The 21,446-nt window shown below is 58.3% G+C and carries 23 protein-coding genes and 1 pseudogene; 4 read left to right on the top strand and 20 right to left on the bottom strand.

Annotation, left to right across the window (positions count from 1 at the left end):
• Positions 1-110 precede the first annotated feature (110 nt).
• Positions 111-1,091 carry a tripartite tricarboxylate transporter substrate binding protein gene (locus AAAK34_RS14245; protein WP_231695818.1) on the bottom strand — a complete coding sequence of 327 codons (981 nt, stop codon included), beginning with the start codon at positions 1,089-1,091 and terminating at the stop codon, positions 111-113.
• A gap of 50 nt (positions 1,092-1,141) precedes the next feature.
• Positions 1,142-2,155, bottom strand: a complete 1,014-nt coding sequence (locus tag AAAK34_RS14240) for a ketopantoate reductase family protein (protein ID WP_231695819.1) — start codon at positions 2,153-2,155, stop codon at positions 1,142-1,144.
• A 106-nt stretch (positions 2,156-2,261) separates the two neighbouring features.
• Here AAAK34_RS14240 and AAAK34_RS14235 point away from each other — a divergent pair, with 106 nt between their 5' ends.
• Positions 2,262-3,149 (top strand): LysR family transcriptional regulator, encoded by an 888-nt coding sequence (locus AAAK34_RS14235; protein ID WP_231695820.1) that lies wholly within the window; start codon positions 2,262-2,264, stop codon positions 3,147-3,149.
• A gap of 30 nt (positions 3,150-3,179) precedes the next feature.
• Positions 3,180-3,239: pseudogene (locus tag AAAK34_RS14230) on the top strand (hypothetical protein); the annotation flags it as partial.
• 49 nt (positions 3,240-3,288) lie between these two features.
• Here AAAK34_RS14230 and AAAK34_RS14225 read toward each other — a convergent pair.
• From AAAK34_RS14225 to AAAK34_RS14205, 5 genes are all read right to left on the bottom strand, one after another.
• Positions 3,289-3,435, bottom strand: a complete 147-nt coding sequence (locus AAAK34_RS14225) for a hypothetical protein (RefSeq protein ID WP_431777410.1) — start codon at positions 3,433-3,435, stop codon at positions 3,289-3,291.
• Positions 3,436-3,610: 175 nt separating this feature from the next.
• Positions 3,611-4,588 carry a zinc-binding dehydrogenase gene (locus AAAK34_RS14220; protein WP_231695821.1) on the bottom strand — a complete coding sequence of 326 codons (978 nt, stop codon included), beginning with the start codon at positions 4,586-4,588 and terminating at the stop codon, positions 3,611-3,613.
• Between the two features lie 7 nt (positions 4,589-4,595).
• Positions 4,596-5,570: a Bug family tripartite tricarboxylate transporter substrate binding protein gene (locus AAAK34_RS14215; protein WP_431777409.1), complete on the bottom strand. Its 975-nt coding sequence runs from the start codon at positions 5,568-5,570 to the stop codon at positions 4,596-4,598.
• A 52-nt stretch (positions 5,571-5,622) separates the two neighbouring features.
• On the bottom strand, positions 5,623-6,819 hold the full coding sequence (locus AAAK34_RS14210) for a CaiB/BaiF CoA transferase family protein (protein ID WP_231695976.1): 1,197 nt from the start codon (positions 6,817-6,819) through the stop codon (positions 5,623-5,625).
• 2 nt (positions 6,820-6,821) lie between these two features.
• On the bottom strand, positions 6,822-7,589 hold the full coding sequence (locus AAAK34_RS14205; protein ID WP_231695823.1) for an enoyl-CoA hydratase/isomerase family protein: 768 nt from the start codon (positions 7,587-7,589) through the stop codon (positions 6,822-6,824).
• 111 nt (positions 7,590-7,700) lie between these two features.
• Between AAAK34_RS14205 and AAAK34_RS14200 the strand changes: the two genes are divergently transcribed.
• On the top strand, positions 7,701-8,456 hold the full coding sequence (locus AAAK34_RS14200; protein ID WP_431777408.1) for an IclR family transcriptional regulator: 756 nt from the start codon (positions 7,701-7,703) through the stop codon (positions 8,454-8,456).
• A 229-nt stretch (positions 8,457-8,685) separates the two neighbouring features.
• Here AAAK34_RS14200 and AAAK34_RS14195 read toward each other — a convergent pair whose 3' ends face one another.
• The 6 genes from AAAK34_RS14195 to AAAK34_RS14170 form a co-directional block, all read right to left on the bottom strand.
• Positions 8,686-8,925: a thiosulfate oxidation carrier complex protein SoxZ gene (locus AAAK34_RS14195; protein ID WP_431777407.1), complete on the bottom strand. Its 240-nt coding sequence runs from the start codon at positions 8,923-8,925 to the stop codon at positions 8,686-8,688.
• 106 nt (positions 8,926-9,031) lie between these two features.
• Entirely contained in the window at positions 9,032-9,529 is a 498-nt protein-coding gene (locus AAAK34_RS14190; RefSeq protein ID WP_431777406.1) for a thiosulfate oxidation carrier protein SoxY, read from the bottom strand.
• Positions 9,530-9,534: 5 nt separating this feature from the next.
• Positions 9,535-10,863, bottom strand: a complete 1,329-nt coding sequence (locus AAAK34_RS14185) for an NAD(P)/FAD-dependent oxidoreductase (protein WP_231695827.1) — start codon at positions 10,861-10,863, stop codon at positions 9,535-9,537.
• A gap of 91 nt (positions 10,864-10,954) precedes the next feature.
• Positions 10,955-12,016, bottom strand: a complete 1,062-nt coding sequence (locus AAAK34_RS14180; protein WP_231695828.1) for a YeeE/YedE family protein — start codon at positions 12,014-12,016, stop codon at positions 10,955-10,957.
• Positions 12,017-12,020: 4 nt separating this feature from the next.
• Positions 12,021-13,304 carry an NAD(P)/FAD-dependent oxidoreductase gene (locus AAAK34_RS14175; protein WP_431777405.1) on the bottom strand — a complete coding sequence of 428 codons (1,284 nt, stop codon included), beginning with the start codon at positions 13,302-13,304 and terminating at the stop codon, positions 12,021-12,023.
• Entirely contained in the window at positions 13,304-13,636 is a 333-nt protein-coding gene (locus tag AAAK34_RS14170; RefSeq protein ID WP_231695829.1) for a c-type cytochrome, read from the bottom strand. Before AAAK34_RS14170 ends, AAAK34_RS14175 begins: the two co-directional genes overlap by 1 nt.
• A 532-nt stretch (positions 13,637-14,168) precedes the next feature.
• On the opposite strand from AAAK34_RS14170, the gene AAAK34_RS14165 reads away from it, so the two are divergent.
• Positions 14,169-15,284: a DUF4382 domain-containing protein gene (locus tag AAAK34_RS14165; RefSeq protein WP_431777404.1), complete on the top strand. Its 1,116-nt coding sequence runs from the start codon at positions 14,169-14,171 to the stop codon at positions 15,282-15,284.
• Between the two features lie 138 nt (positions 15,285-15,422).
• Here AAAK34_RS14165 and AAAK34_RS14160 read toward each other — a convergent pair whose 3' ends face one another.
• The 7 genes from AAAK34_RS14160 to AAAK34_RS14130 form a co-directional block, all read right to left on the bottom strand.
• Positions 15,423-15,836: a hemerythrin domain-containing protein gene (locus AAAK34_RS14160; protein ID WP_231695831.1), complete on the bottom strand. Its 414-nt coding sequence runs from the start codon at positions 15,834-15,836 to the stop codon at positions 15,423-15,425.
• A gap of 329 nt (positions 15,837-16,165) precedes the next feature.
• A complete protein-coding gene (gene arsH / locus AAAK34_RS14155; protein WP_431777403.1) occupies positions 16,166-16,915 on the bottom strand; it encodes an arsenical resistance protein ArsH in 750 nt (249 codons plus the stop codon).
• Positions 16,916-17,008: 93 nt separating this feature from the next.
• On the bottom strand, positions 17,009-18,049 hold the full coding sequence (gene arsB, locus AAAK34_RS14150) for an ACR3 family arsenite efflux transporter (RefSeq protein WP_231695833.1): 1,041 nt from the start codon (positions 18,047-18,049) through the stop codon (positions 17,009-17,011).
• 182 nt (positions 18,050-18,231) lie between these two features.
• Positions 18,232-18,732, bottom strand: a complete 501-nt coding sequence (locus AAAK34_RS14145; RefSeq protein ID WP_231695834.1) for an arsenate reductase ArsC — start codon at positions 18,730-18,732, stop codon at positions 18,232-18,234.
• A 9-nt stretch (positions 18,733-18,741) separates the two neighbouring features.
• Positions 18,742-19,092, bottom strand: coding sequence for an ArsR/SmtB family transcription factor (locus AAAK34_RS14140; protein WP_231695835.1), 351 nt, complete (start codon positions 19,090-19,092; stop codon positions 18,742-18,744).
• A 20-nt stretch (positions 19,093-19,112) separates the two neighbouring features.
• A complete protein-coding gene (gene arsJ, locus AAAK34_RS14135; RefSeq protein ID WP_231695836.1) occupies positions 19,113-20,354 on the bottom strand; it encodes an organoarsenical effux MFS transporter ArsJ in 1,242 nt (413 codons plus the stop codon).
• 2 nt (positions 20,355-20,356) lie between these two features.
• Complete coding sequence (locus AAAK34_RS14130; RefSeq protein WP_231695837.1) at positions 20,357-21,400, bottom strand: ArsJ-associated glyceraldehyde-3-phosphate dehydrogenase; 1,044 nt, start codon at positions 21,398-21,400, stop codon at positions 20,357-20,359.
• Positions 21,401-21,446 lie beyond the last annotated feature (46 nt).

Genomic DNA, 21,446 nt, shown 5'->3' with positions numbered 1-21,446 from the left:
CGCCGCGCCCTACCCCAGACCACGTGACCGAGCGAGGGAAGGCCAGCCGATAAGCTTCCTCCTGCGCGAGCGCGCAGACGCGTGATCACACTTCAGGGCACACCTGAGCTTTACTCGAGTTTGATGCCTGCGCTGGCGACCAACTTGCGCCATCGGTCACTGTCGGATTTGACCACCGCGCCGAACTCGGCCGGGTTGCGGAAGACCACGTCATTGCCGGCTTCCTCCAGACGCTGACGCAATCCCGGATCCTTCAGCGCAGTTTGCATGGCCTCGCTCAGCCGCTGCACGATCGCCTTGGGTGTTTGTGAGGGCGCAAACAAGCCGCCCCAGATCGGCAGAGAGGCGTCCTCGATCCCTTGCTCTTGGCCAGTGGCGACGTCCGGCAGCAAAGGCGATCGACGGCTGTCCAGAATCCCCAGCGCCTTCACTTTTCCAGACTTGATGTAAGTCGCGGCCGTAGGTACCGTCAGCATGGAGAGAGGTACCTGGCCGGCAATGAGATCGTTGATGGCGAGTGAGCCGCCGCGATACGGTACATGGACCATCTTGATACCCAGTTTGGATGCCAATAGTTCCATGGTCAGGTGCTGCACTGAACCCGTGCCGTTGGTCGCATAGTCCATGCTCTTGCGGCGTGCCAACTTCCCGAGGCTTTGCAGGTCATTGGCTTCCACAGACGGGTGTGCCAGCACGATCATGGGTAAGGAGACTGCCTGCGCCACAGGGGTCAGATCCCGCGCCGCGTCAAATCGAAGGTTTCCCATCACAGCTGGGGCCACGGCGACCCCACCGGGCTCACCAAACAGAATCGTGTAACCATCGGATGCTGCTTTGGCCACCGCCTCAGCGGCTATGGTGCCAGCTGCACCGGGGCGATTTTCTACCACCACAGATTGTCCGAGCAATTCCGACAACTTCTGTGCCAGTGCGCGGCTGACAAAGTCGGTAGCCGCGCCGGGCGTGAATGGAGCAATGATCCGAACAGTGCGTTCTGGCCAGGTGTTGGCCAATGCGGGCAGCGCGGCGGTGGCAGCGGTTGCCGACAGCAACTGGATGAGAGTGCGCCGGCTGGCGGTAGGAGTATTCATGGTACGGATTTCTCTCGTTATCTTGTCAAATGTACTTTTAGGTACCGTCGCTAAATTACTTCTGATGCCAGCGCGTCCAGGATCGTCAGTCCAGGCTTGATCACACCAGCTTCCACAGCCCTCACATGCCGCAGTATCTCGGCGTTGAGGGGAGCGGGGCATCGCAGGCGCAGTGCCTTTTCCAGCACCTTGCCGGTGATTTCTCCGATTTCCGTGCGCCCGCGGGCTTCGAAATCTGCAACCATGGAAAGCCGCCGCTTGCCCAGGGTCTTGCCGTGCTGCTGCAATGCTTCATGAAGTTGCACGGAGTCAGTGGCTTGAGCGGTGGTCCACGCGTGTGCAGAATATTCAAGCAAGGGCTCTGGTTGAGCACCGTCACAGAGCGCCACTTGCATGATTTCCGAGGTCAGCGCGATGATCAAGCGTCGTGCACTTGCGCGATCATGAAGGCTTTCTCCGTCCAACCCGCTTAATAGAAGCAGAGGGTTTCCGGTCGCGTTCAGTACCAACTTCATCCAGCGGTAGCCGAGCAAGTTATCCGTGGTACTCACCGTGCCGCAAGCGCTCAAGGTTTTTGCCAACGCCGTGATCCGCGGGGTAACGGCGCCTTTAAACTCCCCCAGTCGTAGAGTGTCCGGGCCTTCCAGTACCGTCACTTCTGCGGGTGCGGTCAAGCGGGCGCCAAAAATCATGGAGCAGCCTGCAGTACGTTCCGCGCCCACCCACTTGGCAATTTCTTCCTCATTCAGCCCGTTTTGGCAAGAAACTACGAAACCATCTGGCGCCAGGATGTCTTGAACGAGGGGAAGGGCGTTGGCCGTGGCATCGCTCCGGACAGCCAGCAGCACAATATCAAACTTCTCGGTAGGAGGACGCTGAAACGTGAACGCACGAACAGGGTGGCGTTGGTCCAGATCTTTGCGGCGCAGACGCAGCCCATCGCGGTTGAGAGCATCGACGTGTTCAGCCCACGCATCCACCAAAGTACATGTCGTGCCTGATTGCGAAAGGTGCGCAGCGATTCGCGAGCCTATGGCGCCTGCGCCCACGATGGCAATTTTCAAGGAATAGTCCCCCTATGGAATTGCCCGCTATGGTAGAAGCGTAGAGTAACCTGCGCTGCATGAAATAGAGATGGGGGCATGCCCGGCGGGCATGGTGCAACAATACATGGAACTCAGACAATTAAGGTATCTGCGCGAGGTTGCCCTCGCGGGCAGCATCAGCCGTGCAGCAGAGAGTCTGTGCATTGCACAGTCCGCCGTCAGTCGGCAGATTGCGGAACTGGAATCCGAACTGAATGCCACCCTCCTTCGAAGAGGGCGGGGAGGGGGCGTGCTCACAGAAACTGGCCAACGGTTTCTAGAAGGCGCAACTGAAATTCTTGCTGCACTGGACAAGCTCCGTGCTTCCGTCAGCCCCAGCCGCAAGGAACCGCAACCGCTCAGAATCGGTGTGCCACCCACTGTCAGTCCGATTTTGCTGGAGCTACTGACCCAAAGCCTTCCCGATCCTGAGTTGCCTGTGCGCGTCAGTGTTGTCGAAGCTTCCAGCTACTGGCTCAGGCACCGGTTGGATAACGGCGACATCGACTGCGCGATCCTCACAAACCCAGTCAGTTCGCGCTCTCTGCATCTGGTGCCACTCTGGCATGAGGAGCTGTTTCTGGTGGGGCAGAAAATGCCGCACGTGGCGGCTGGTGCCGTACTGGATCTGCCGGATCTGCTCACCTTGCCCTTGACGCTGACTCCGCGAGGTGACGCGAGCCGAGAGGCGATTGAGGCCGCCTTTGCTGCCAGAGGCTTGACGATCCAGGTGGCGCATGAACATGAGGCTCTCACGCTGTTGCGCGAGCTACTGGTCAAAGGATTGAGCTATTCCATCCTTTCGCGAACCGTGGCCTCCACCATGTTGAGCCGCGATGGCCTTATTGCCGTGCCGGTGCGGGGCTTGACCATTGCCCGAAGCCTCGCGATCACAAAAGGGGCTTTGCCCAAGGAGCTGATGGATAGACTGGCCGAGCGCATCCAATCCGCCAGCGCGAAATTCCTAGCGTAATTCTGCGGGTATCAAGGCAACTCTGACGCTGTGCGCCGCGGGGAACAACCCGAGTTAAGCACCCGCGAGAAACACAAACGGCAATGCTTCGTGGTGTTGCAAGCAGGGGCCCATCCAGAATATAAACGTCAGGCCATCGTCACCACGCCCTTCCAGGTGAGCTCAGGCGTCCATTCCTCCAGCCAATCCAGGTGCCCTGCGCGTGTATCGTACCTACCAGTGCGCCAAAAGAGGTGCCGCAGATCGCGTCTGGCGCGTAACCTGCCTGTTCCAGCGCGCAGATCACGCCGATGTTCGCCTATCCCCTGGCCAAGCCCCTAGCCAGTGCCAAGCCGACATGGGGGCAAGCGAGGGAGGGTGATTGATTGAACGTGAAGCGTAGCAAAGGCACCGCCACCCCATGTTGTCGGGGGGATTGACAATTCAAGGCCGCACATCCAACCCGCGGCCGCGCGTCAACGCTAATGCATTCGAATCACGATCTTTCCCAGGTGCGAACTGCTTTGCATGTAGGTTTGTGCATCGGGGAGTCGCTCGAATGAGAAAACCTTATCGACCAGCGGTACCACCGAACCATCTTTGAGCAGAGGAAGCACATCACGCGCAAAGGCCTGGCATGCAGCGATTCTGTGCTCCGTGGTGCGCAGCTTGTTTGACACCCCAAACAACTTGAGGCGTTTCTTGTGCAGTGCTGCCAAGTCGATCTCGGCCCGTACTATGCCGTCAACATATCCAACGGTGGCTAACCGTCCCTCAAACGCGAGTGCTTCCGCACAACCCGCGAACATACTGCCGCCGACTGGGTTGACCGCGAGATCCGCCCCGCGGCCGCGGGTGGCTTCCATCACAGCGGGCACAAAATCGGGTAGCGCGGTTCTCAGGCCCATATCAAGCCCTAATTTTCTCAATGCGCTCAGCTTGGCTTCTGAGCGTGAAGTGCCAAAAACCTTGGCGCCCAGCGCCTTGGCGACCTGCAACGCAGCGACACCCACTCCTGAAGATATGCCCGGTACGAGCAGCCATTCGCCAGAACGCAAGCGGCCTTGTTCGATCAGAGCGTCATGGACGGTGTAGTAAACCAGGTAGCCACAGGCTGCCTGTTCCCAACTCATGCAATCCGGAACCCTGAAAGCTTCCTCAGCGAGCATCACGCCTTGCTCAGCAAAGCTGCCATCGCATCTGCCCATCACTCGCTCGCCCACGGCGTGCGAGTGTACGCCCACGCCCAGCGCAATGACTTCGCCCGCGGCCTCGAAACCCGCCGGACGAGCCGCGCCAGCAGCATGCAAGCCATGCCCGGCGATGAACTCACCCCGATTCAACGAGGCAGATCGAATGCGCACTGCGATCTGGCCTGGACCTGGTTGGGGGGCAGCTGTGTTGCGCAACTCTAGTGCCATTGATTCGCCGGCACTTTTGATCCACCATGCTTTCATCATCGCGCGCTCACTCGCGGTTGATTTTGGCATCTCGCACCACGCGAGCCCACCGCGCGGTGTCTGTTCGTATCTCGGCACCGAACTCCTCGGGCGTCACCAAACCTGGCTCCAGGCCGGCGGAGCGTAGTCGAGCTGCAACCTCGGGGTTGCGCATCACTTTCGCAGATGCTTCCCGCAGGCGATCCAAAACCGGCTTCGGCGTTGCAGCTGGCGCGAGAACGCCATACCAGGTCTCGTAGGGTTGGGCGTTGAGCCCAGCTTCACGCAGCGTCGGGACCTCGGGTAGCTGCTCAGAGCGCTTAGCGCTGGCAACGGCCAGAGGGCGAAGTTTGCCTGACTTGAAATAAGGAATCATCGGTCCCATGGTCGAAACGATCATGTCGACCTGACCTCCCACCGCATCCGCAGTGGCCGGGGCCGATCCTTTGTAGGGGACATCCTTCATGTCGATGCCGGCATCCAGGGCGAGCGTTTGGCCGAACAAGTGGGGGCCGCTTCCAAAGCCGGGTGTGGCGTAGTTCAAGGATTTGGTTTTGCTCAGAGCCAGCAGCTCACGAATATCTCGTGCGGGAACGGAGGGGTGCACGGCCAAGATGACGGCGGTGCTGGCCACCTTGGAAACAGGCACAAAATCGCGCAGCGTGTCGTAACGCATCTCCTTGAACATAGCCTGGTTCGTGGCGAGAAAATCGTTGCCGAAGAGGAGGGTGTAGCCACCGTCAGTGGCGCGCGCCACGGCTTCCGCGCCAATGTTCCCCGTAGCGCCTGGCCGGTTGTCAATCACAACAGACTGTCCCAACTGCGTGCCAAGTTCGAGGGCGAAGACACGTGCGGCGACGTCCGCCGCCCCACCCGCGGGGAAGGGCACGACCAGTTTGATGGCACGCTCGGGATAAGTGTTGGCTGACACGCCGGTTGCCATAGCGCATGCGGCTAACAGCACTGCGGCGCGACGTGACAGCGAAATTTTGGTGGCTTTCATCATGGTCTCCAGATTGACGTTTTTAATTCGTTGAAAGGACTGAGGCCGATCACTAGACCACTGCCGCAGCGTGCAGTTCAGCGATCTGCAGGTCGGTGTAGCCCGCTTCGCGGAGCACCTCATCCGTATGTTCCCCGCAGTCAGGTGCTGCGGCTTGAATACTGGCGGGCGTGCGCGACAGGCTGACGGGTTGCGTGATGTATGTGCAGGTCTTGCCGGTGGAGGTGGTGGCCAGCGCCGTAGCTTTCATGTGCTGCACCTGTGGATCTGCAAACATCTGGTCCATGGTGTAAACCGGGCCGGCCGGCACCCCCGCGTCGTTCAGCTGTTGCGCCCACTGCTCAAGGGGCCCTGTGGCAAGAACCGTCTCGATGGCTTCCTTCAGATCAGCGCGGTGCGCGATACGATCGCGCTCAGTCAAGAATCGAGGGTCGGTCAGCCAATCGGGTCTACCCAACACCTTGCAGAAACGCAGCCAATTGCCTTCGCCTGCCACCCCGATGTTCAGGTCACCATCCTGGGCACGGAACAGGCCCATGGGGCTGGCTGTCGGGTGATCATTGCCGTTCTGCACCGGCACCACACCTTCATTGAGATAGCGTGCCGCCTGGAAATCCATCATGGCGATCTGTGAATGGAGCAGCGAGGTATGCACCCATTGGCCCTCGCCAGAATGTTCCCGCTCTAACAGAGCGGCCATAATCCCCAGCGCAGCATAAAGCCCGGTACTTGAATCGGCCACCGCTATGCCCGCCCGCAAAGGACCTTGGCCCGCATGGCCAGTCACTGACATCAAGCCGCCCATGCCCTGGATAACTTGGTCAAACCCAGGCCGGGCCGCGTAAGGCCCATCCTGGCCGTATCCCGAAATGCTGGCGAGCACAATTCGGGGATTGACGCGTCGCAGCGACTCATAGTCCACCCCTAAACGTTGCTTGACATCGGGGCGCCAGTTTTCAATCACGACATCTGCGTCTCGTACCAGCCTCATGAACACTGCCAGGCCCTGAGGCTGCTTGAGATTGAGCGTGAGCGAGCGTTTGTTCCGATTAAGGTTCTGAAAGTCTCCGCTGCAGCGACTGTCTACGAACATGTTGTCATTTGCATCAATACCCGGAGGAGGTTCGATGCGTATTACGTCTGCGCCAAAGTCTGCCAACATGCGTACGCAGGTCGGGCCGGCTCTCACGCGAGAAAGATCAAGTACTCGGAAACGGGCGAGGGCGTCGCCAGCTTGTATGCGTGCCATCTTCAGTTTCCCTTCCACACAGGGGTGCGACGATGTTTGAAGGCGTTGCGGCCCTCAAGGAAATCTTCGCTTGCCATGGTGGCGCGTTGCCGAGCTTCAAGCTGCTCGATAGAGCCCTCTCCACGCGCAAGCTCGGTCAAGGAAAGTTTGAGAGACTCCAGAGCCATGGGCGCCAGAGAGGCGATCTGGACTGATAACTCGCGCACGCGATCCTCAAACGCATCAGCCGGCACTACTTCCTGCAAATAACCTATGCGAAGCAGCGTGGCCGCATCCATGGGCTTCGCAGTTAAGAAGGCGTACTTGGAAAAGCTGACTCCAAGCCTGGAAACGTATCGAACCAGCCCGCTTGGGTAATAGTGAAGGCCCAGTGCCGCCGCCGGCATCCGCATTTCCATGCCTTCAACCCCTATCGCGATGTCGCAAGCCAAGGCGAAATCGGTGGCGCCTCCGTAGACGCTGCCATTCAGCGCGCACACCGTCACGCAGCGCACTCGTTCCAAGGCATCAACCACCGCGGAGAAGCTCAATGTAGGTCTATCGTCGGAAAACTCGTTGGCGTTGTAGCCTGCACTGAAAACGGGCCGCTCGGGTGTGACTTCAGAGGTCAGGACGAGCACGCGTATCGAACAGTCCGCGTTAACCCGTTCGAACACGTTCATTAAGGCCTGCAAGTCCTCATTGTGCAGGCGGTTGCGATGGGCAGGGCGGCTGAGCGTGATGGTGGCAATTCCATCCCTTGCGCTGAATCGCGGGGTGTCGTCTGACATTGGATTCATTTTGTGGGTTTCTTAGAACTCGAAAGCATGGAGTGGAAATGTAGCGAGAAGCCCATGGCTTTTAGCCATAATCACTTATATGATTGAAAATCACATACGTGTATGAGTTCGCCTGCGGTAAAGTCAGCGCGTCGCGCAATGGAGCTTCTGGAATTTTTCGCGGAGGTGCGGCGTCCGTCCACGATCAAGGAAATTTCGCAATCGCTTGGATATCCTCAGTCCAGCACGTCGGTTCTCCTGCGCGACCTGACGGAAGCTGGTTGGTACGATCACGATGAGCGCACCGGCATGTATACGCCCAGTGTCCGAGTGCTGCTGACGGCAGAGTGGATTGGCGACCAACTATTCAGCGAGCAAAGCCTCATGCGCTTACTGGAGGGCGTGCATCGCGAGACAGAGCACACCGTGATGGTAGGCATGCAGCAGGGTCTGCATGTGCGCTACCTGCACGTACTACAAGCCACAAGACCCAACCGATTCACGGCCAAGACGGGTTCCCTGAGACCGCTATTTCGCAGTGCCACGGGAAAGATGTTGTTGACACTCAAGACTGAACGTGAGGTTGCCTTGCTGCTGCGGCGCGTAAATGCCACTGAGCCTGACCCCAACCTTGTGCTTTCACTTGAAGATGTTTTGCGTGAGCGCGAAGCATGCCGTTCTAAGGGCTACGCACTCTCGCTTGGTACATCGGTCGCAGGTGCCTCGGCGCTTGCGATTCTGATACCTGTGCCCCGTCACACCAAGCCAATGACCCTCAGCATTGGTGGGCCGATGCAAGAAATTGTGCAAGACGAAACGCGACTGGTAGGCATTCTGAATGCCTCAGTGGAGGTCCTGCGAAAGGCCGTGCTTCGTTAGACCAGACCTCTGCACTTTTTGACTATCTTCGGAGTCTGATCTATAGGGATTAGTCCGCGAAAGTCAACGAAAAAGCGCGGCAATTGGGCGAGGGTATCCGTAATCGAACCCTGAGAGTTTCCCGTCAGGTGCGAGTCGGGTCACAAGGCGCGCGTCGCCCCGCAGCTTTTTGAACCCTCGCTCTCTTGTGCTCTGAGACGAGGAGAGTCACAGAAAATAAAAATGAAACTCAACTGACAGCAATGTTTCTGCGGGCTTCCAGGGTTTTTCCCTCGTCGTCCTTCCAGAGCATGTGCAGTTCGCCGCTCTCGCGGGCCAAGAAGGTGAACTCGACATAGGGATTTTGTGCCACTGAGACGCCCGGTTCCCATTTGAACAGCAGTGATTTTCCGAGACGGGCTTCAAAGGTCGTCACGATATTGCGGGGCTTTGGTCGGCCGTCTGAGTCGCGGCGGAATCCGCTTTCCATGATGTGTTCAATCTGAGCGCGAACGCGCAGCACATCGCCTTTTTCGGCGAGGTACTGCTGATCCAGATACGCGGTGGCTTGGTCATAGATTTTTCCTGGGCGGCCATTACATACCGCAGCCGCTCACGGCCACCGTGACGGATTGCTTGGCGGCGAGGATCTTGCCGCTTTTCATGCGCGCCAGGGCATGAACATTTTGCGACTGCGAAAGTCGCACGCGCACCGCAGCCTCCGCTGTGCCGGTGTCCGCGGAAAAAAACAGCCGACAGGCCAAAGGGGATGGGTTGAGTTCGGCCAGCACAATGATTTCTTCGCACCAGTCTTTCTCAGTGATCGGCAGGGTCACCTTGACCTTGACCGGCACTGCGCTGGGGTTGTCAGCCAGAAGTGGGACATCCAGAACCAGCCCTTCTCCGAGCGGCTTGGCGCCCCCGGTGAAGCGAGTCATTGTGTTATTGAACTCGACGGGGTTAGGCGCCAAGGGGTCGTTGGCCGGTAGCTTATTGGCTTGCGCCAAGGCGGGCAGAGGCAGGGCAGACGCAGCGCCCGCTACTGCCGCGCCCATCACCAGGTGCCTGCGCGTTTTCATGGAGGATGAGCTCATGGGTATCAAATGGCCAAGAAATCTTTGAAACGGTCGTTGATCCAAGCGAAGTCCTCCTTCACCAGATCAGCCGTGCGCACATCCATGTCGATCTGTTGCTGGATAACTTGGCCCTTGGCGTCAACCTCGTATTCAAATTTGACCGAGATCTCTTCCTGAGGTTCCGTGTTGACCATCATGTAGCAGAGATTGTCTGGCAGCATGGGGGTCACTTCCTGCCCTGCGATTCTCTGAGCTATGTTTTTGGCTACGATTCTGCCGATATAGTTGGCAACGTGGCCGCTCTTCGGATAGTGGCCAAACTGGGGCGAGATCGCTCCCATCAAGTCGCCCACGAAGTACACACGGTCATCAGTATTGGCGTGGAACAAGCGCGGGTGCATGTCGGCCCAACCTGTGGGTTTGCCTGCCGCATCCTTGCCGATCAGGTCTGCTTGCCAGACCATGCCCGCGGCTTGGTGGGGTGGCATGAGAATGGCGTCATCAAATTTGAATTCTCCCGCCATCGTCTTGATACGTTTGTTGAACGGGTCGACTTCCTGTACGCGTGCGTTGGGTACGTGGGTAATGATGTCGGGGTACAGTTCATCGAAGGCCTGTTTGTAGCCTACTCCGATGGGTGCAATCTTCGGTTTGGGATCTAGAATGACAATTTTTCCGGGAATCTTGTTCTTCTTGATGTGCGAGGCAATCAGGCACGCACGCTCATAAGGGGAGGGTGGGCAGCGGTGGGGCGGCGGTGGCAGCGTCATTACCAGCGTGCCGCCTTTGAAGTCCTGGACCTTGCGCTTGAGCGAAAGCATCTGCTGGTTGGGAATGTAGGCGCTGGCGTAGTGCGCACGCGTGTAGTCGATCGCACGTTCGTCGTCGCCGAACCAGGCGTCCCAGGCATCGCGAATACCGCCTGACAGAATCAGGTAATCGTATTCAATGAGGCCATGCGCGGTTCTAACCAAGCGCTTGTCGCGCTCGAAACCGATGACGTTGGTATTCAGCAGCTTGTAACCGTAGCGGTTGGCTGGCCGAAGCATGTCGTGGTTCACGAAGTCCGTATTCACAATGTCAACGAGCCACTTGTTGCTCATCGGCCCGGACCAGAATGTGGCGTTGCGCTCCAGCAGCACTACGTCGGAATTGGGAATCAGTTCGCGCAGGTAGCGCGCGGCAGTCATGCCGCCCCAGCCTCCGCCACAGATCACGATTCTGGGCTTGCTGCCCTCTCGCGGAAGAATGCGTGTCTGAGCGTTAATGATGGTTGGCGCCGCCATGGCGGAGGTGGCGATAGCCCCTAGGGCAAGTGCGGGCGGGGCGATCAGGAAACTGCGGCGTTGCATGGCAAACTCCTTATGACAGTGGGTGGCATGTTCAGGACTTGGTTCAGATGACCAATTACTCAGATGACCAAATCCTCAAATGGCCAAACCTTCAAATGCGGGTGAATCCGGTTTGAATAGGACCGGGCAAGAAAATTGATTGGACCTGCAGTGTGATCAGTGCCCCAACCACAATGCCGATACACGCTGGCGCACTGGCCAAGGCCAGGCTTGAAAAGCCAGAGAGTCCTTGGCCTACGGAGCATCCCACGGCCAGCACACCTCCAAAGCCCATCAAACAGCCGCCTAAGGCCGAGGCGGCCAGCCTGGCAGGATTATCGAAGCCTTCCCAGCGGGCGCTGCGCGAGATCAGTGCAGCAACAAATGCCCCGGTGAGCGTGCCGGCCACAATGGCAGGCCCGAGGCTAAGCTCTCTACCTACCGACAGTTGAAGATAAAGCAAGCCTTCCGCGACAGGCCCGATGAAGCTGAGCGAGGTAAGCGGTGCGGGTTCGAATGGATCCTCGTTCATGGTGGCGGTCATCCACCAGCCTGCTGCAACCAGCGCCCCAATCGCGGCAGCGCACAAAAGCCCCGGAGCATTCCCGCGTCGGGCAGACCGCCGCAGGGAAAAATGCAGTAGCGGGAGGGCAAGAGCAATAGCGATTCCGAACGATGCGCCGCCACTGGGTACGCCGAGAGTTTGCAGCCACTGCGGTAGCGTGGCATGCGATAGGCTGATCGTTCCCAGGCTCTGCGCCCACTGCCGTGCCGGCGCCAGCACGCCGGTGAGCGTGGCCTGCGCCGCCAAGCCGAGGCACAGCAGGGTGACCAATGCCCGCAGGTTGCCGCCGGCCAACAGCACCAGCGCCCGTGCGCCGCAACTGCGTGCCAGTGTCATGCCGGTGCCGAACAGCATTCCGCCAATTAGCACGCCACCCGCTGAAAACTGTGTACGCACCACTTGCGCGGTGCTCATATCGACAATGCCACGCCATGCGAGTGCCTGTGTGGTTAGCAACGCTACTGCCATGGCGAGCGCGAAGGCTCCCAGTGCGGGGGCTTCCCGGCCGGCGTGATATTCACTCAGCCCGCGCGTAAGGCAAAAACGGCCCAGGCGAGCCGCTACACCGAAGGCACAACCCAGCAGAAACCCAGCCCAGATCAGAGTCATGGTGTCAGCGGTCCCAGATGTCAGCGCTCATCGCTGCGTACCAAGCCTCGCCGTAGCGCGCTTCGGAGGCACGATAAGCTGCATTGCTATCAAGTGGGCTCACGCCCCCGGAGCCTGCTGGTTCTACGATTTTTCCGTTCTCTGTTCGGTAGACCCCCGCCACGGAGATGCCGTAGCCGGGGCCGATGAGGCTGTAGCAGGTGTTGGCGTACGATGGCACTGGTTTGTCGCGGCCAAGCAGATCCGCAGCGATCACGGCAGCGGCCATTTTGGCTTGCGTGTTGGCTGCAAAACCTGACTTTGGCATAGGGGCCGCAATGGTGGCGTCGCCTAGAACAAAGATATCCTTCACCTGCGTGGACTCAAAGCTGTCTGCCTTCACCGGGACCCAGCCACTGGCATTGGCCACGCCAGCACGTTCAGCGATGAAGCCGGCCTTCTGAGGCGGAATGACGTTGAGCACATTAGCCTTGTGGCGCGTGCCAAATGCGGTTTCAACCTCCAGCGCCTTGGCATCTACGCGCATCACTTGGCCGTCATCCGATTGCTTGACCCACTCAATCATGTCGCCGTACAAGGCCTTCCAGCCTTGCTGGAACAGCGCCTGCTTTGAGAAGTTGTCTTTGGCATCAAGTAGCAAAATTTTGCTGCGCGGCTTGTGCTGCTTGAAATAGTGAGCGACCATAGCTGCCCGCTCGTAGGGGCCAGGCGGGCAGCGGAAGGGGTTTTCTGGAATGGCCATGACGAAAATGCCGCCATCTGGCATGGTTTCGAGTTGCCGGCGCAGAAGTCTGGTTTGCTCGCCTGCTTTCCAGGCATGCGGGGCGAGTTCGGCGGCTGCCGCGTCATAGCCTTCCAGTGCATTCCAGCGCATGTCAACGCCGGGCGAAAGCACCAGGCGGTCCCAGCGTAAGGTTTGCCCGGTCGAAAGTTTGATGGTGCGTGTACTGGCGTCCACGTTTTCCGCAAGAGCGTGCACCACCTCGATGCCGGCAGCGCGCAGACCATCGAAGCTGTGGCCGATGCTGTCCCAAGAGCGGAGCCCGGCCAGATACATGTTGGAAAATGGGCACGTGTAAAAGCGCTTTTCCGGCTCGATCAGTGTGATCCGGACTTGTGGCGCATGGAGCCTCAGGTAACGTGCGGCAGTGGCTCCGCCAAACCCCCCGCCGACAACGACCACATGGGCAGCCCCAGCTTGCGCGTGAACCAGTGAGGGCAGCACCAAGGAGGAGAGCCCCGCGGCCGCTCCACTGAGAATATTGCGCCTTGTGAACGACACCGACATCACTTGGTCTCCCTGGCAGAGAACCATTGGGCCAGTGCCTGGATCTGGTCGTCGTCGTAGCCTTTCATGAGCCGTGTCATCACGGTTGCGTTGGCTTGTTCACCGTTCTTGAATGATTGCATGAGCATCAATAGACGATTGGCCGGTTGACCCTGCAAGCTTGGTATCGCGCCAGTGGATCGCCCATTCGGACCGTGGCAGTTGACGCATGTGCCGGCCAGTGCGGTCACATCTTGCGCGGCAAGCTTGCCGGCCGCGAGCGCCGTCGGCAAGGCAAGCATTGCAGCGGCTAAAAGGAGCAGCCCTTTTGCAAGGGCAGAAAGCTGTGACATGAGGGGACCAGATGGCAACGCGATTCTTGCGTTGCGTGCAAATAACAGGCCGGGCTGGCGTGGCTTATCTATTGACTTTGGGTTCTCGCAAGAATTTGGCTTTGCACACACGAGGGGAACCACTTGGTAATAAAGCATTTTAGTCGCACGACAATTGCTCAGTAATGCATCTCTGAACTAGCTATGAAACATCCAGGCCGGTCACGGATGCTTAATCAGAAAGGCCACATGCCCTCGAAGATCGCTGGTTTCAAAGTGTTTCTGTTACGTCTGAATGCGACATGATTGTGGCGAAAAGTAATGTCGTTAGTGCAGGCCTCATAGCATGGCGGGCAATACGCGCACTACGGTCTGTAACTTCGAAGTCGACACGTCCGCCCTACGATGAAACTATCTCAATAGCCGAGTAGGTACCCTTATGAAGCCGACAAGAAAAATTCTTTCTTCCAAAGTGGTGCGATTGAGCTGCCTTGCGTTGCTCACTTCTGGCTTGGTAGCCTGTGGAGGAGGGGGAGATGATGGCGGAGCAAATTTGGGTACGCTCAAACTTGCCATGACCGATGCGCCAGCTTGCGGCTACGAGCACGTTTTTGTCACGGTAACCAAGATCCGCGTGCATCAGAGTGCGACCGCAACTGAAAGCGATGCAGGCTGGAGCGAACTGGCCATCGAACCTCAGCGGGTCGATTTGCTTGGATTGACCAATGGTGTGTTGCAGGAGTTGGGCACGCTTCCGCTTGCTGCCGGCAATTACCAGCAGATTCGCTTGGTATTGGCAGACAACCCGTCAAACCCAACGCCTGCACAGCCGTTGTCGAATGCTTTGGTGTTGTCGGGTTCGGGCAATGAGGTTCCGTTGCGCACTCCCAGCGGTCAGCAAAGTGGGTTCAAGTTGAAGGCCAACTTTGACGTAGTTGGCGGGCAAGTGGCCGATATGGTGTTGGACTTCGATGCCTGTAAATCCGTCGTTCGGGCCGGAAACTCAGGCAACTACAACCTCAAGCCTGTGGTGTCGGTCATCAAACGATTGACCACAGCGATAGTCGGCTACGTCAATCCGGCATTGGCTTCCAGTGTTGTGGTTTCTACGCGAGACCCTGACAACAACCTGCGTGCCACCGTGCCCGACGCGGTCAGCGGCAAATTTGTCTTGGCCTATTTGCCAGAAAATACAAACTACACCGTGGTGGTAGCCGGCAAAGACCTGACCACCGCAGCCATTACGGGCGTTCCGGTGTCTTTGGCAGCCGGCACAACAACGCTCAACTCCGCACTTCAACCCATTCCATTGGTGGCTTCGCCATCAGCCATTGTTTCTGGCGTCGTGACAAATGCATCCAGTCTCCCTCTGACGGAGGCTGCTGTGAGCGTTCAGCAGATGTTGAGTACCGGTCAGAAACTGGACGTGGCTTGGATGCCCGTCGATCCGCTCAGCGCCGCATACAGCCTTTCCTTGCCTCTGGCGGCGCCGTTAAGGGCACCCTATGTGGCGACTGGTCCAATGCTATTTGCCGCTGATACGGCATCGGCTGGCAAGTACGACGTGTGGGCCAGTGCACTGGGTTACTCAACGCAGAGCACTCCACCAGCAGTGACACTGACGACGGCTGACAGCATCACAAGCTTGAACCTGATTCTCGAGCCCTAATTGACTCTAATTCTGGCCCTTGATCATTGGTCTGCCGCCAGGACAGCTTGAAGGGAGATTGAGTAGGTTTAGCTGAGCGCAGCCATGCCCAACACGATACCCCCAGTTCATTCATGCCGGTTTGAAGGAAGCAAAGTCTTAGGCCCGCCTCACCGTGTGGCTCAGGTATTCCTTCGCAGGCATGTCGGTCTCAGCAAGATGGTGTTGCATCCAGTCTTCAAAATAGGCCGCTATGGCTGGTCTGTCCAGCCTGCACGACTTTGCCGCGTCTATCCATCTCTTTAGCTCTTCTTCTGCGGTACGGTGTGTTTTCGTGTGCTCGTCAAGCGTCGGGCACTGATTCGCGGCCAAAACACCCTCTTCAAGCTCGTAATGTCGCTTGGCATAGCCCGCAAACTCCTGTAGCACCTCAAGAATTCGCGTATCGGTTAACGACTCGTCTCTGGCGAGACTTATTAATTCCTTGGACAACTCAGTCAAGATGATGTGTTGCTCATCAAGCTGCGCGTTGCGGACGCTAAGTGCATGGCTCCAATGAGGAATTTTTGACATTGTCTCCATCCGTTTAGGGGCAGTTCAGTGGCAGGCCGCGCCGTGCCTTCGTGTGCGGCGAATTGCACATGGTTATCCCCATGCTTGTCCACGATTTTTGTGGATAAGTGGCAAGGAGCCTGTCGGACTTGGAAATCGCCGGCTGCAAATGGGCCGCAGCGGTCCATTTTTCGCAGTCTTCTTGACCCATAGCTGGGCTATGGGCCTGCGAATCCTGCAAAAACTGTCCTCGCTGGGTCCCATTTTCGCTTTCGGCGCTCCAAGTCCGACAGGCTCCAGGGCGGTTTGACCAGAATCAGGCGGCAGGGTAGTGCCCGGCGTGGATTCAGTCACGTGGCTTTTGGAAGATTGACGCGCTCTGACAGCTTCTCCGCCGATTCTTTACGCTCGCTGTAGCGGTCTACCAGGTACGGAGAAAGGTCCCGCGTGAGCCATGTGAACTTGACCAGCTCTTCCATGACATCCACCACACGATCGTAATAACTTGAAGGCTTCATTCGGTTGTCCGAGCCAAACTCCTGGAACGCCTTGGCGACGGAGGACTGATTCGGGATGGTGAGCATACGCATCCATCGCCCCAGCACACGCATCTGGTTTACAGCATTGAACGACTGCGAGCCGCCCGAGACTTGCATCACAGCAAGCGTCTTCCCCTGCGTGGGGCGCACGGCCCCTGAGTACAGGGGAATCCAGTCGATCTGGGTTTTCATGATGCCCGTCATGGCGCCGTGGCGTTCAGGCGAACACCACACCATGCCCTCAGACCATTGCGCGAGGCTGCGAAGCTCCTGCACCTTTGGGTGGCTGTCGGGAGCGTCATCCGGCAAAGGCAGCCCGGTGGGGTTGAACACCTTCGCTTCAGCGCCCATGGCCTGGAGCAGGCGTGCTGCCTCTTCGACCAGCAAACGGCTGAAAGAACGCTCACGGAGTGAGCCGTAAAGCAGCAGGATGCGCGGCGGATGAACGGAATGAACGGGTTGGCTGAGATCCTCTGGGGCTGGTGCGCGGAAGTGCTCCACTGACACGGCAGGCACATCGGTCAGTGGGTGGGAGGTGGAAGTCGAGCAGGGCTTAGACACGTTAGCCAGCATTTCCTATCTAAACTCCGATTTCTTTCCCACCAAGATTTGCACGCTTTTGACACTTTGGAAGGGGGTCAATGGCTCTGACGGTCATGCTCGATTTGGGAGGGTAGTGTTGTTTTCAGACTCGGGGCGCCAGGCGTTGACTATGGCCACCAGCGACAGCATGACGGGCACCTCTACCAGCACCCCCACCACAGTAGCCAGGGCCGCGCCTGAGTTCAATCCGAACAGCGAAATGGCCACGGCCACTGCCAGTTCAAAGAAGTTGGAGGTGCCAATGAGGCAGGCGGGCCCGGCTATATCGTGAGGCAGTTTCAGCATCCGCGCACCCCACCAGCCGATAAAGAAAATTCCGTAGGACTGCAGGACAAGTGGCACCGCAATCAGCGCGATCACCCCGGGCTGCGCGACGATGGTCTGGGCCTGAAACCCGAACAGCAACACCACGGTGGCAATCAGGCCCAGGACCGACCAGGGTTTGAGCCTTGTCACGTAAGAACTTACCGCCTGAGCTGATCGTTTAAGCAGAAGATGCCGCGTGAGCATGCCCGCCATGAGCGGCAACACCACGTAAAGCACGGTGGACAGCACCAGCGTCTCCCATGGCACGGTGACATCAGTCACGCCCAGCAAGAGAGCCGCAATGGGTGCAAAGGCGAACACCATGATGAGGTCGTTCACTGACACCTGCACCAGGGTGTAGTTGGCGTCGCCCTTGACGAGCTGGCTCCACACAAACACCATGGCGGTGCAAGGTGCCACGCCCAGCAAAATCATGCCAGCAATGTATTCGCTGGCCGACTGCGGGTCCACCCAAGGCGCGAACAGGTACTTGAAAAACAGTACGCCCAGTGCAGCCATGGTGAAGGGTTTTATCAGCCAGTTGATGACCAGTGTCAGCAGCAAACCTTGCGGGCGCTTGCCGACGTCTTTGACCGCATGCCAGTCAATCTGAATCATCATGGGGTAAATCATGACCCAGATGAACGCGGCCACGACCAAGTTGACCTGGGCGTATTCCATGGCCGCCACGGTCTGAAACAGACCGGGCCACCAGAGACCCAAAGCGACCCCGGCGCCAATGCCTAGCGCCACCCACACGGTCAAGAATCGCTCAAACAAACCCATGAACTTGTCCCTTTTTCATCTTGAGTTCAATCCCAATACTGTTCATTTGTTCACTTGTTGACTTTTGATCCACCCTTAGGAGCGGCTTTAGCCTCGATGGGCTTATCTCTGCCAAAGCAGTTCCTACAATGAACAAAGCCAAGCCTCAGCGGGCTTGGCCAACACTGAGGCTCAGCTGAACCTTAGCCGCGCTGCTTTGCAATGCTGTGCAACTCCGATTGGAGTGAAAGCTTGTCCAGCTTTTCAATCGGCAGGTTCACCAGCAGCGCAACGCGGGTTCGCAAAGTCATGAAAACAGAAGTGAAGGCCCTGTTTTTTTGCTCGTCCGTTCCCTCAACCTCAGCCGGGTCTTCTACACCCCAGTGGGCCGACATGGGTTGGCCCGGCCACAGGGGGCAGACTTCACCGGCGGCTCTGTCGCACAGGGTCAGAATGAAATCCATCGCAGGTGCGTTGGAATGCGAGAACTCGTCCCAGCTCTTGCTCCTGAGTCCCTCCACGCTGAAGTGATTGCGCCTGAGAAGATCCAGGGCATATGGGTTGACCTTGCCTGCAGGATGGCTGCCGGCGCTATAGGCGCGAAACTTGCCGGCACCCAGCTGGTTGAGCACAGCTTCAGCCATGATGCTTCGCGCCGAGTTTCCGGTGCACAAAAACAGGACGTTATAGACGTGAGAAGACATTTTGAGTCCTTAACAGGAGCGGGTGGGTGAGCAGCTGGTTGAGCAATTTGTAGAGGCGATCGAAGTCAGGCAAGGTTCGCCCTGGCAACATTCGGCGGTCAGGAAGGCGAGCAACTCGTCCATGGCAGAAAACTCTGCCCGGTAAATGAGGTTGCGGCCATCGCGCTGGGCACTCACCAGACCTGCGTGGTTCAGTTCTTTAAGGTGAAAAGACAAAGCTGCGGGCGCGACCTCCAGACGCTCGGACATGTGACTGGGCGTGAGCCCTTCTTGCCCAGCCACCACCAGCAGACGGAATAATTTGAGCCTGGTTTCTTGCGCCAGAGCGCCTAACGCCTTGACCACATCGGGTTCGTTCATGCTTTCTCCTGAAACCTTGGCTACGATGCCGCCAAGGCAGTTTTTTGTACTTTGATCGGCAAGTACAGCGTAATCAACCAGCACAGCACCAGCATGACCGCCGAGCCCAGCAGGGCATACATCAAGCCGCCCCATTGATAGAGCAGGCCCGACATGAGCGTGCCAAAGAAACGGCCCAGGGCGTTGGCCGCGTAGTAAAACCCCACGTCTTCTGCCGCTTTCTCGGATCCCGCGTAGGCCAGGATCAAGTAAGAGTGCACTGACGAGTTGACCGCAAAAGCCACGCCGAACAGGGCCAGGCCTCCCACCACCACCCACTGCAAATGCGGAATGTTCAAAGCAACGGCAGCCGCAATGCCCATGGGCACCAGGGCCAGTATGGCCGACCACAGTCGCGCAGCCGGCACCTCGGCGCTCAAGCCATCTGAGCTGCGCCTGACAATCTGCGGCGCCAGCGCCTGAACCAAGCCGTATCCAATCGTCCAGGCAGCCAGGAAGCCGCCCACCATGGTGAAGCTCCAGCCTTGCGAGTACAAGAACACGGGCACACCCACCACAAACCATACGTCTCGGGCGCCAAACAGAACCACCCGCGCTGCAGCGAGCCCGTTGATGCCGGCGTTCTTGGCAAATAACTCCTTGGCCGACTTTGATGCCGTGCTCTTGCCCATCATCTTCGGCAGCGAGGTCACCACGCCCAGCAGGACCAGAGCCAGTAAACCTGCCATCAACCACAGCGAGCCCTGGAAGCCCAGTGTTTGCAGCAGCACGCCGCCCAGGAAGAAGCCAAAACCCTTCATCGCGTTTTTGCTGCCGGTGAACCAGGCTACCCATTTGAACAACTGGCCGTTGTCTTGCTCCTTGGCGGCAGCCTGTGTAACCTTAATCGCTGATTTGCTGGCCGTCTTGGTTAAATCCTTGGCAACACCACACACGCCCTGCGCCAGAACCACCCAGGCTACAGACATGGCTACCGTCCAGGTCGGGTCAAGCTGCGATAGTAAAGTGAAGCCGACGATCTGTGTGAGCAAGCCGACGGTGAGCATGCGCGTAATGCCGTAGCGAGTTGCCAGCCATCCGCCGATAAGGTTAGCCAGCACACCGGCCGCCTCATAAAGCAGGAACAGAAATGCGAGGGCGAACGGAGAGTAACCGAGCCGATAAAAGTGCAGCAGCACCAGCATCCGCAGCGCGCCGTCTGTGAGGGTGAAGCCCCAATAGGCGGCGGTGACAATGGCGTAATTGCGCGCGGCGTTCTGCATGCTCAAATGCCAACCTGTTCCATGTGGCAAGCCAGGTCCACCATGCGGCAGGCATAGCCCATCTCGTTGTCATACCAGGCATAGACCTTGAGCAAGGTGCCGTCGGTCACCATGGTCGAGAGCGCATCCACAATGGATGAGCGTGTGTCGCGCGCGTAATCAGCGCTGACCAACGGGCGCTCTTCGTACCCGAGAATGCCCGCCAGGTAGGTATCGGCGGCCTGCTTGAACAATGCGTTCACCTCTTCGGCCGTGGTCGGGCGCTGCAGTTCAAACACGCAGTCGGTCAGCGAGGCGTTAAGAACTGGGGCGCGCACGGCGTGGCCGTTGAGTTTGCCCTTGAGTTCAGGGTAAATGAGTGCTATTGCAGTGGCGCTGCCCGTCGTGGTGGGCGCCAGACTCAGCATGGCACTGCGGGCACGGCGCAGATCCTTGTGCGGCGCATCGACCACCAGGTTAGTGTTCGTCGGGTCGTGAATCGTGGTGATTTGGCCGTGCTTGATGCCCAAATGTTCGTGCACCACCTTCACCACGGGCGCAAGGCAGTTGGTGGTGCAAGAAGCGGCGGTTACTATGTGGTGCTGTGCGGGGTCGTACAATTCGTGGTTCACCCCCACCACCATGTTCAGCACACCGCCCACTTTCACGGGTGCCGCCACGATCACGCGCTTGGCGCCTCGATCCAGGTGGCCTTGCAGGGTTTCCGGGCTGAGGAACTTGCCGGTGCATTCCAGAACCACGTCCACACCCAGTTCGCCCCAGGGAATCTCGTTGGGCGAAGCATGGGCCGTGAATGACAATTTATGCTGGCCAACCATCACCGCATCTTCGCCGTCGGCACGTATGTGCTCGCGCCATTTGCCTTGCACCGAGTCAAACGCCAGCAGATGTGCAGTGGCCGCCGCACCACCCTTGATCTCATTCAGATGCACAACCTCCAGCCGATGGCCGGCGCGTGGGTCTTCGCTCGGGCGTTCGGCTGCGCCAAATGCCGCACGCAGTGCCAAGCGGCCGATGCGTCCCATGCCATTGATGCCAACTTTCATGATCTTCGTGTATTCGATAATTAAAAGATTATTGAATTGTTGTATT

It is taken from the genome of Ottowia caeni (assembly GCF_050821495.1).
Lineage (GTDB): Bacteria > Pseudomonadota > Gammaproteobacteria > Burkholderiales > Burkholderiaceae_C > Ottowia > Ottowia caeni.
This window is presented reverse-complemented; position numbering and strand designations above follow the sequence as displayed.

Coding starts and splice junctions, on each gene's coding strand:
- AAAK34_RS14235 (WP_231695820.1), top strand. CDS start 2,262: ATGGAACTCAGACAATTAAGGTATCTGCGCGAGGTTGCCCTCGCGGGC.
- AAAK34_RS14185 (WP_231695827.1), bottom strand. CDS start 10,863: ATGCAACGCCGCAGTTTCCTGATCGCCCCGCCCGCACTTGCCCTAGGG.
- AAAK34_RS14145 (WP_231695834.1), bottom strand. CDS start 18,732: ATGTCTTCTCACGTCTATAACGTCCTGTTTTTGTGCACCGGAAACTCG.
- AAAK34_RS14130 (WP_231695837.1), bottom strand. CDS start 21,400: ATGAAAGTTGGCATCAATGGCATGGGACGCATCGGCCGCTTGGCACTG.
- AAAK34_RS14160 (WP_231695831.1), bottom strand. CDS start 15,836: ATGTCAAAAATTCCTCATTGGAGCCATGCACTTAGCGTCCGCAACGCG.
- AAAK34_RS14205 (WP_231695823.1), bottom strand. CDS start 7,589: ATGTCAGACGACACCCCGCGATTCAGCGCAAGGGATGGAATTGCCACC.
- AAAK34_RS14220 (WP_231695821.1), bottom strand. CDS start 4,588: ATGATGAAAGCATGGTGGATCAAAAGTGCCGGCGAATCAATGGCACTA.
- AAAK34_RS14170 (WP_231695829.1), bottom strand. CDS start 13,636: ATGTCACAGCTTTCTGCCCTTGCAAAAGGGCTGCTCCTTTTAGCCGCT.
- arsJ (WP_231695836.1), bottom strand. CDS start 20,354: ATGCAGAACGCCGCGCGCAATTACGCCATTGTCACCGCCGCCTATTGG.
- AAAK34_RS14175 (WP_431777405.1), bottom strand. CDS start 13,304: ATGTCGGTGTCGTTCACAAGGCGCAATATTCTCAGTGGAGCGGCCGCG.
- AAAK34_RS14195 (WP_431777407.1), bottom strand. CDS start 8,925: ATGGAAAGCGGATTCCGCCGCGACTCAGACGGCCGACCAAAGCCCCGC.
- AAAK34_RS14180 (WP_231695828.1), bottom strand. CDS start 12,016: ATGACTCTGATCTGGGCTGGGTTTCTGCTGGGTTGTGCCTTCGGTGTA.
- AAAK34_RS14190 (WP_431777406.1), bottom strand. CDS start 9,529: ATGAGCTCATCCTCCATGAAAACGCGCAGGCACCTGGTGATGGGCGCG.
- AAAK34_RS14140 (WP_231695835.1), bottom strand. CDS start 19,092: ATGAACGAACCCGATGTGGTCAAGGCGTTAGGCGCTCTGGCGCAAGAA.
- AAAK34_RS14200 (WP_431777408.1), top strand. CDS start 7,701: ATGAGTTCGCCTGCGGTAAAGTCAGCGCGTCGCGCAATGGAGCTTCTG.
- AAAK34_RS14210 (WP_231695976.1), bottom strand. CDS start 6,819: ATGGCACGCATACAAGCTGGCGACGCCCTCGCCCGTTTCCGAGTACTT.
- AAAK34_RS14215 (WP_431777409.1), bottom strand. CDS start 5,570: ATGAAAGCCACCAAAATTTCGCTGTCACGTCGCGCCGCAGTGCTGTTA.
- arsB (WP_231695833.1), bottom strand. CDS start 18,049: ATGGGTTTGTTTGAGCGATTCTTGACCGTGTGGGTGGCGCTAGGCATT.
- AAAK34_RS14245 (WP_231695818.1), bottom strand. CDS start 1,091: ATGAATACTCCTACCGCCAGCCGGCGCACTCTCATCCAGTTGCTGTCG.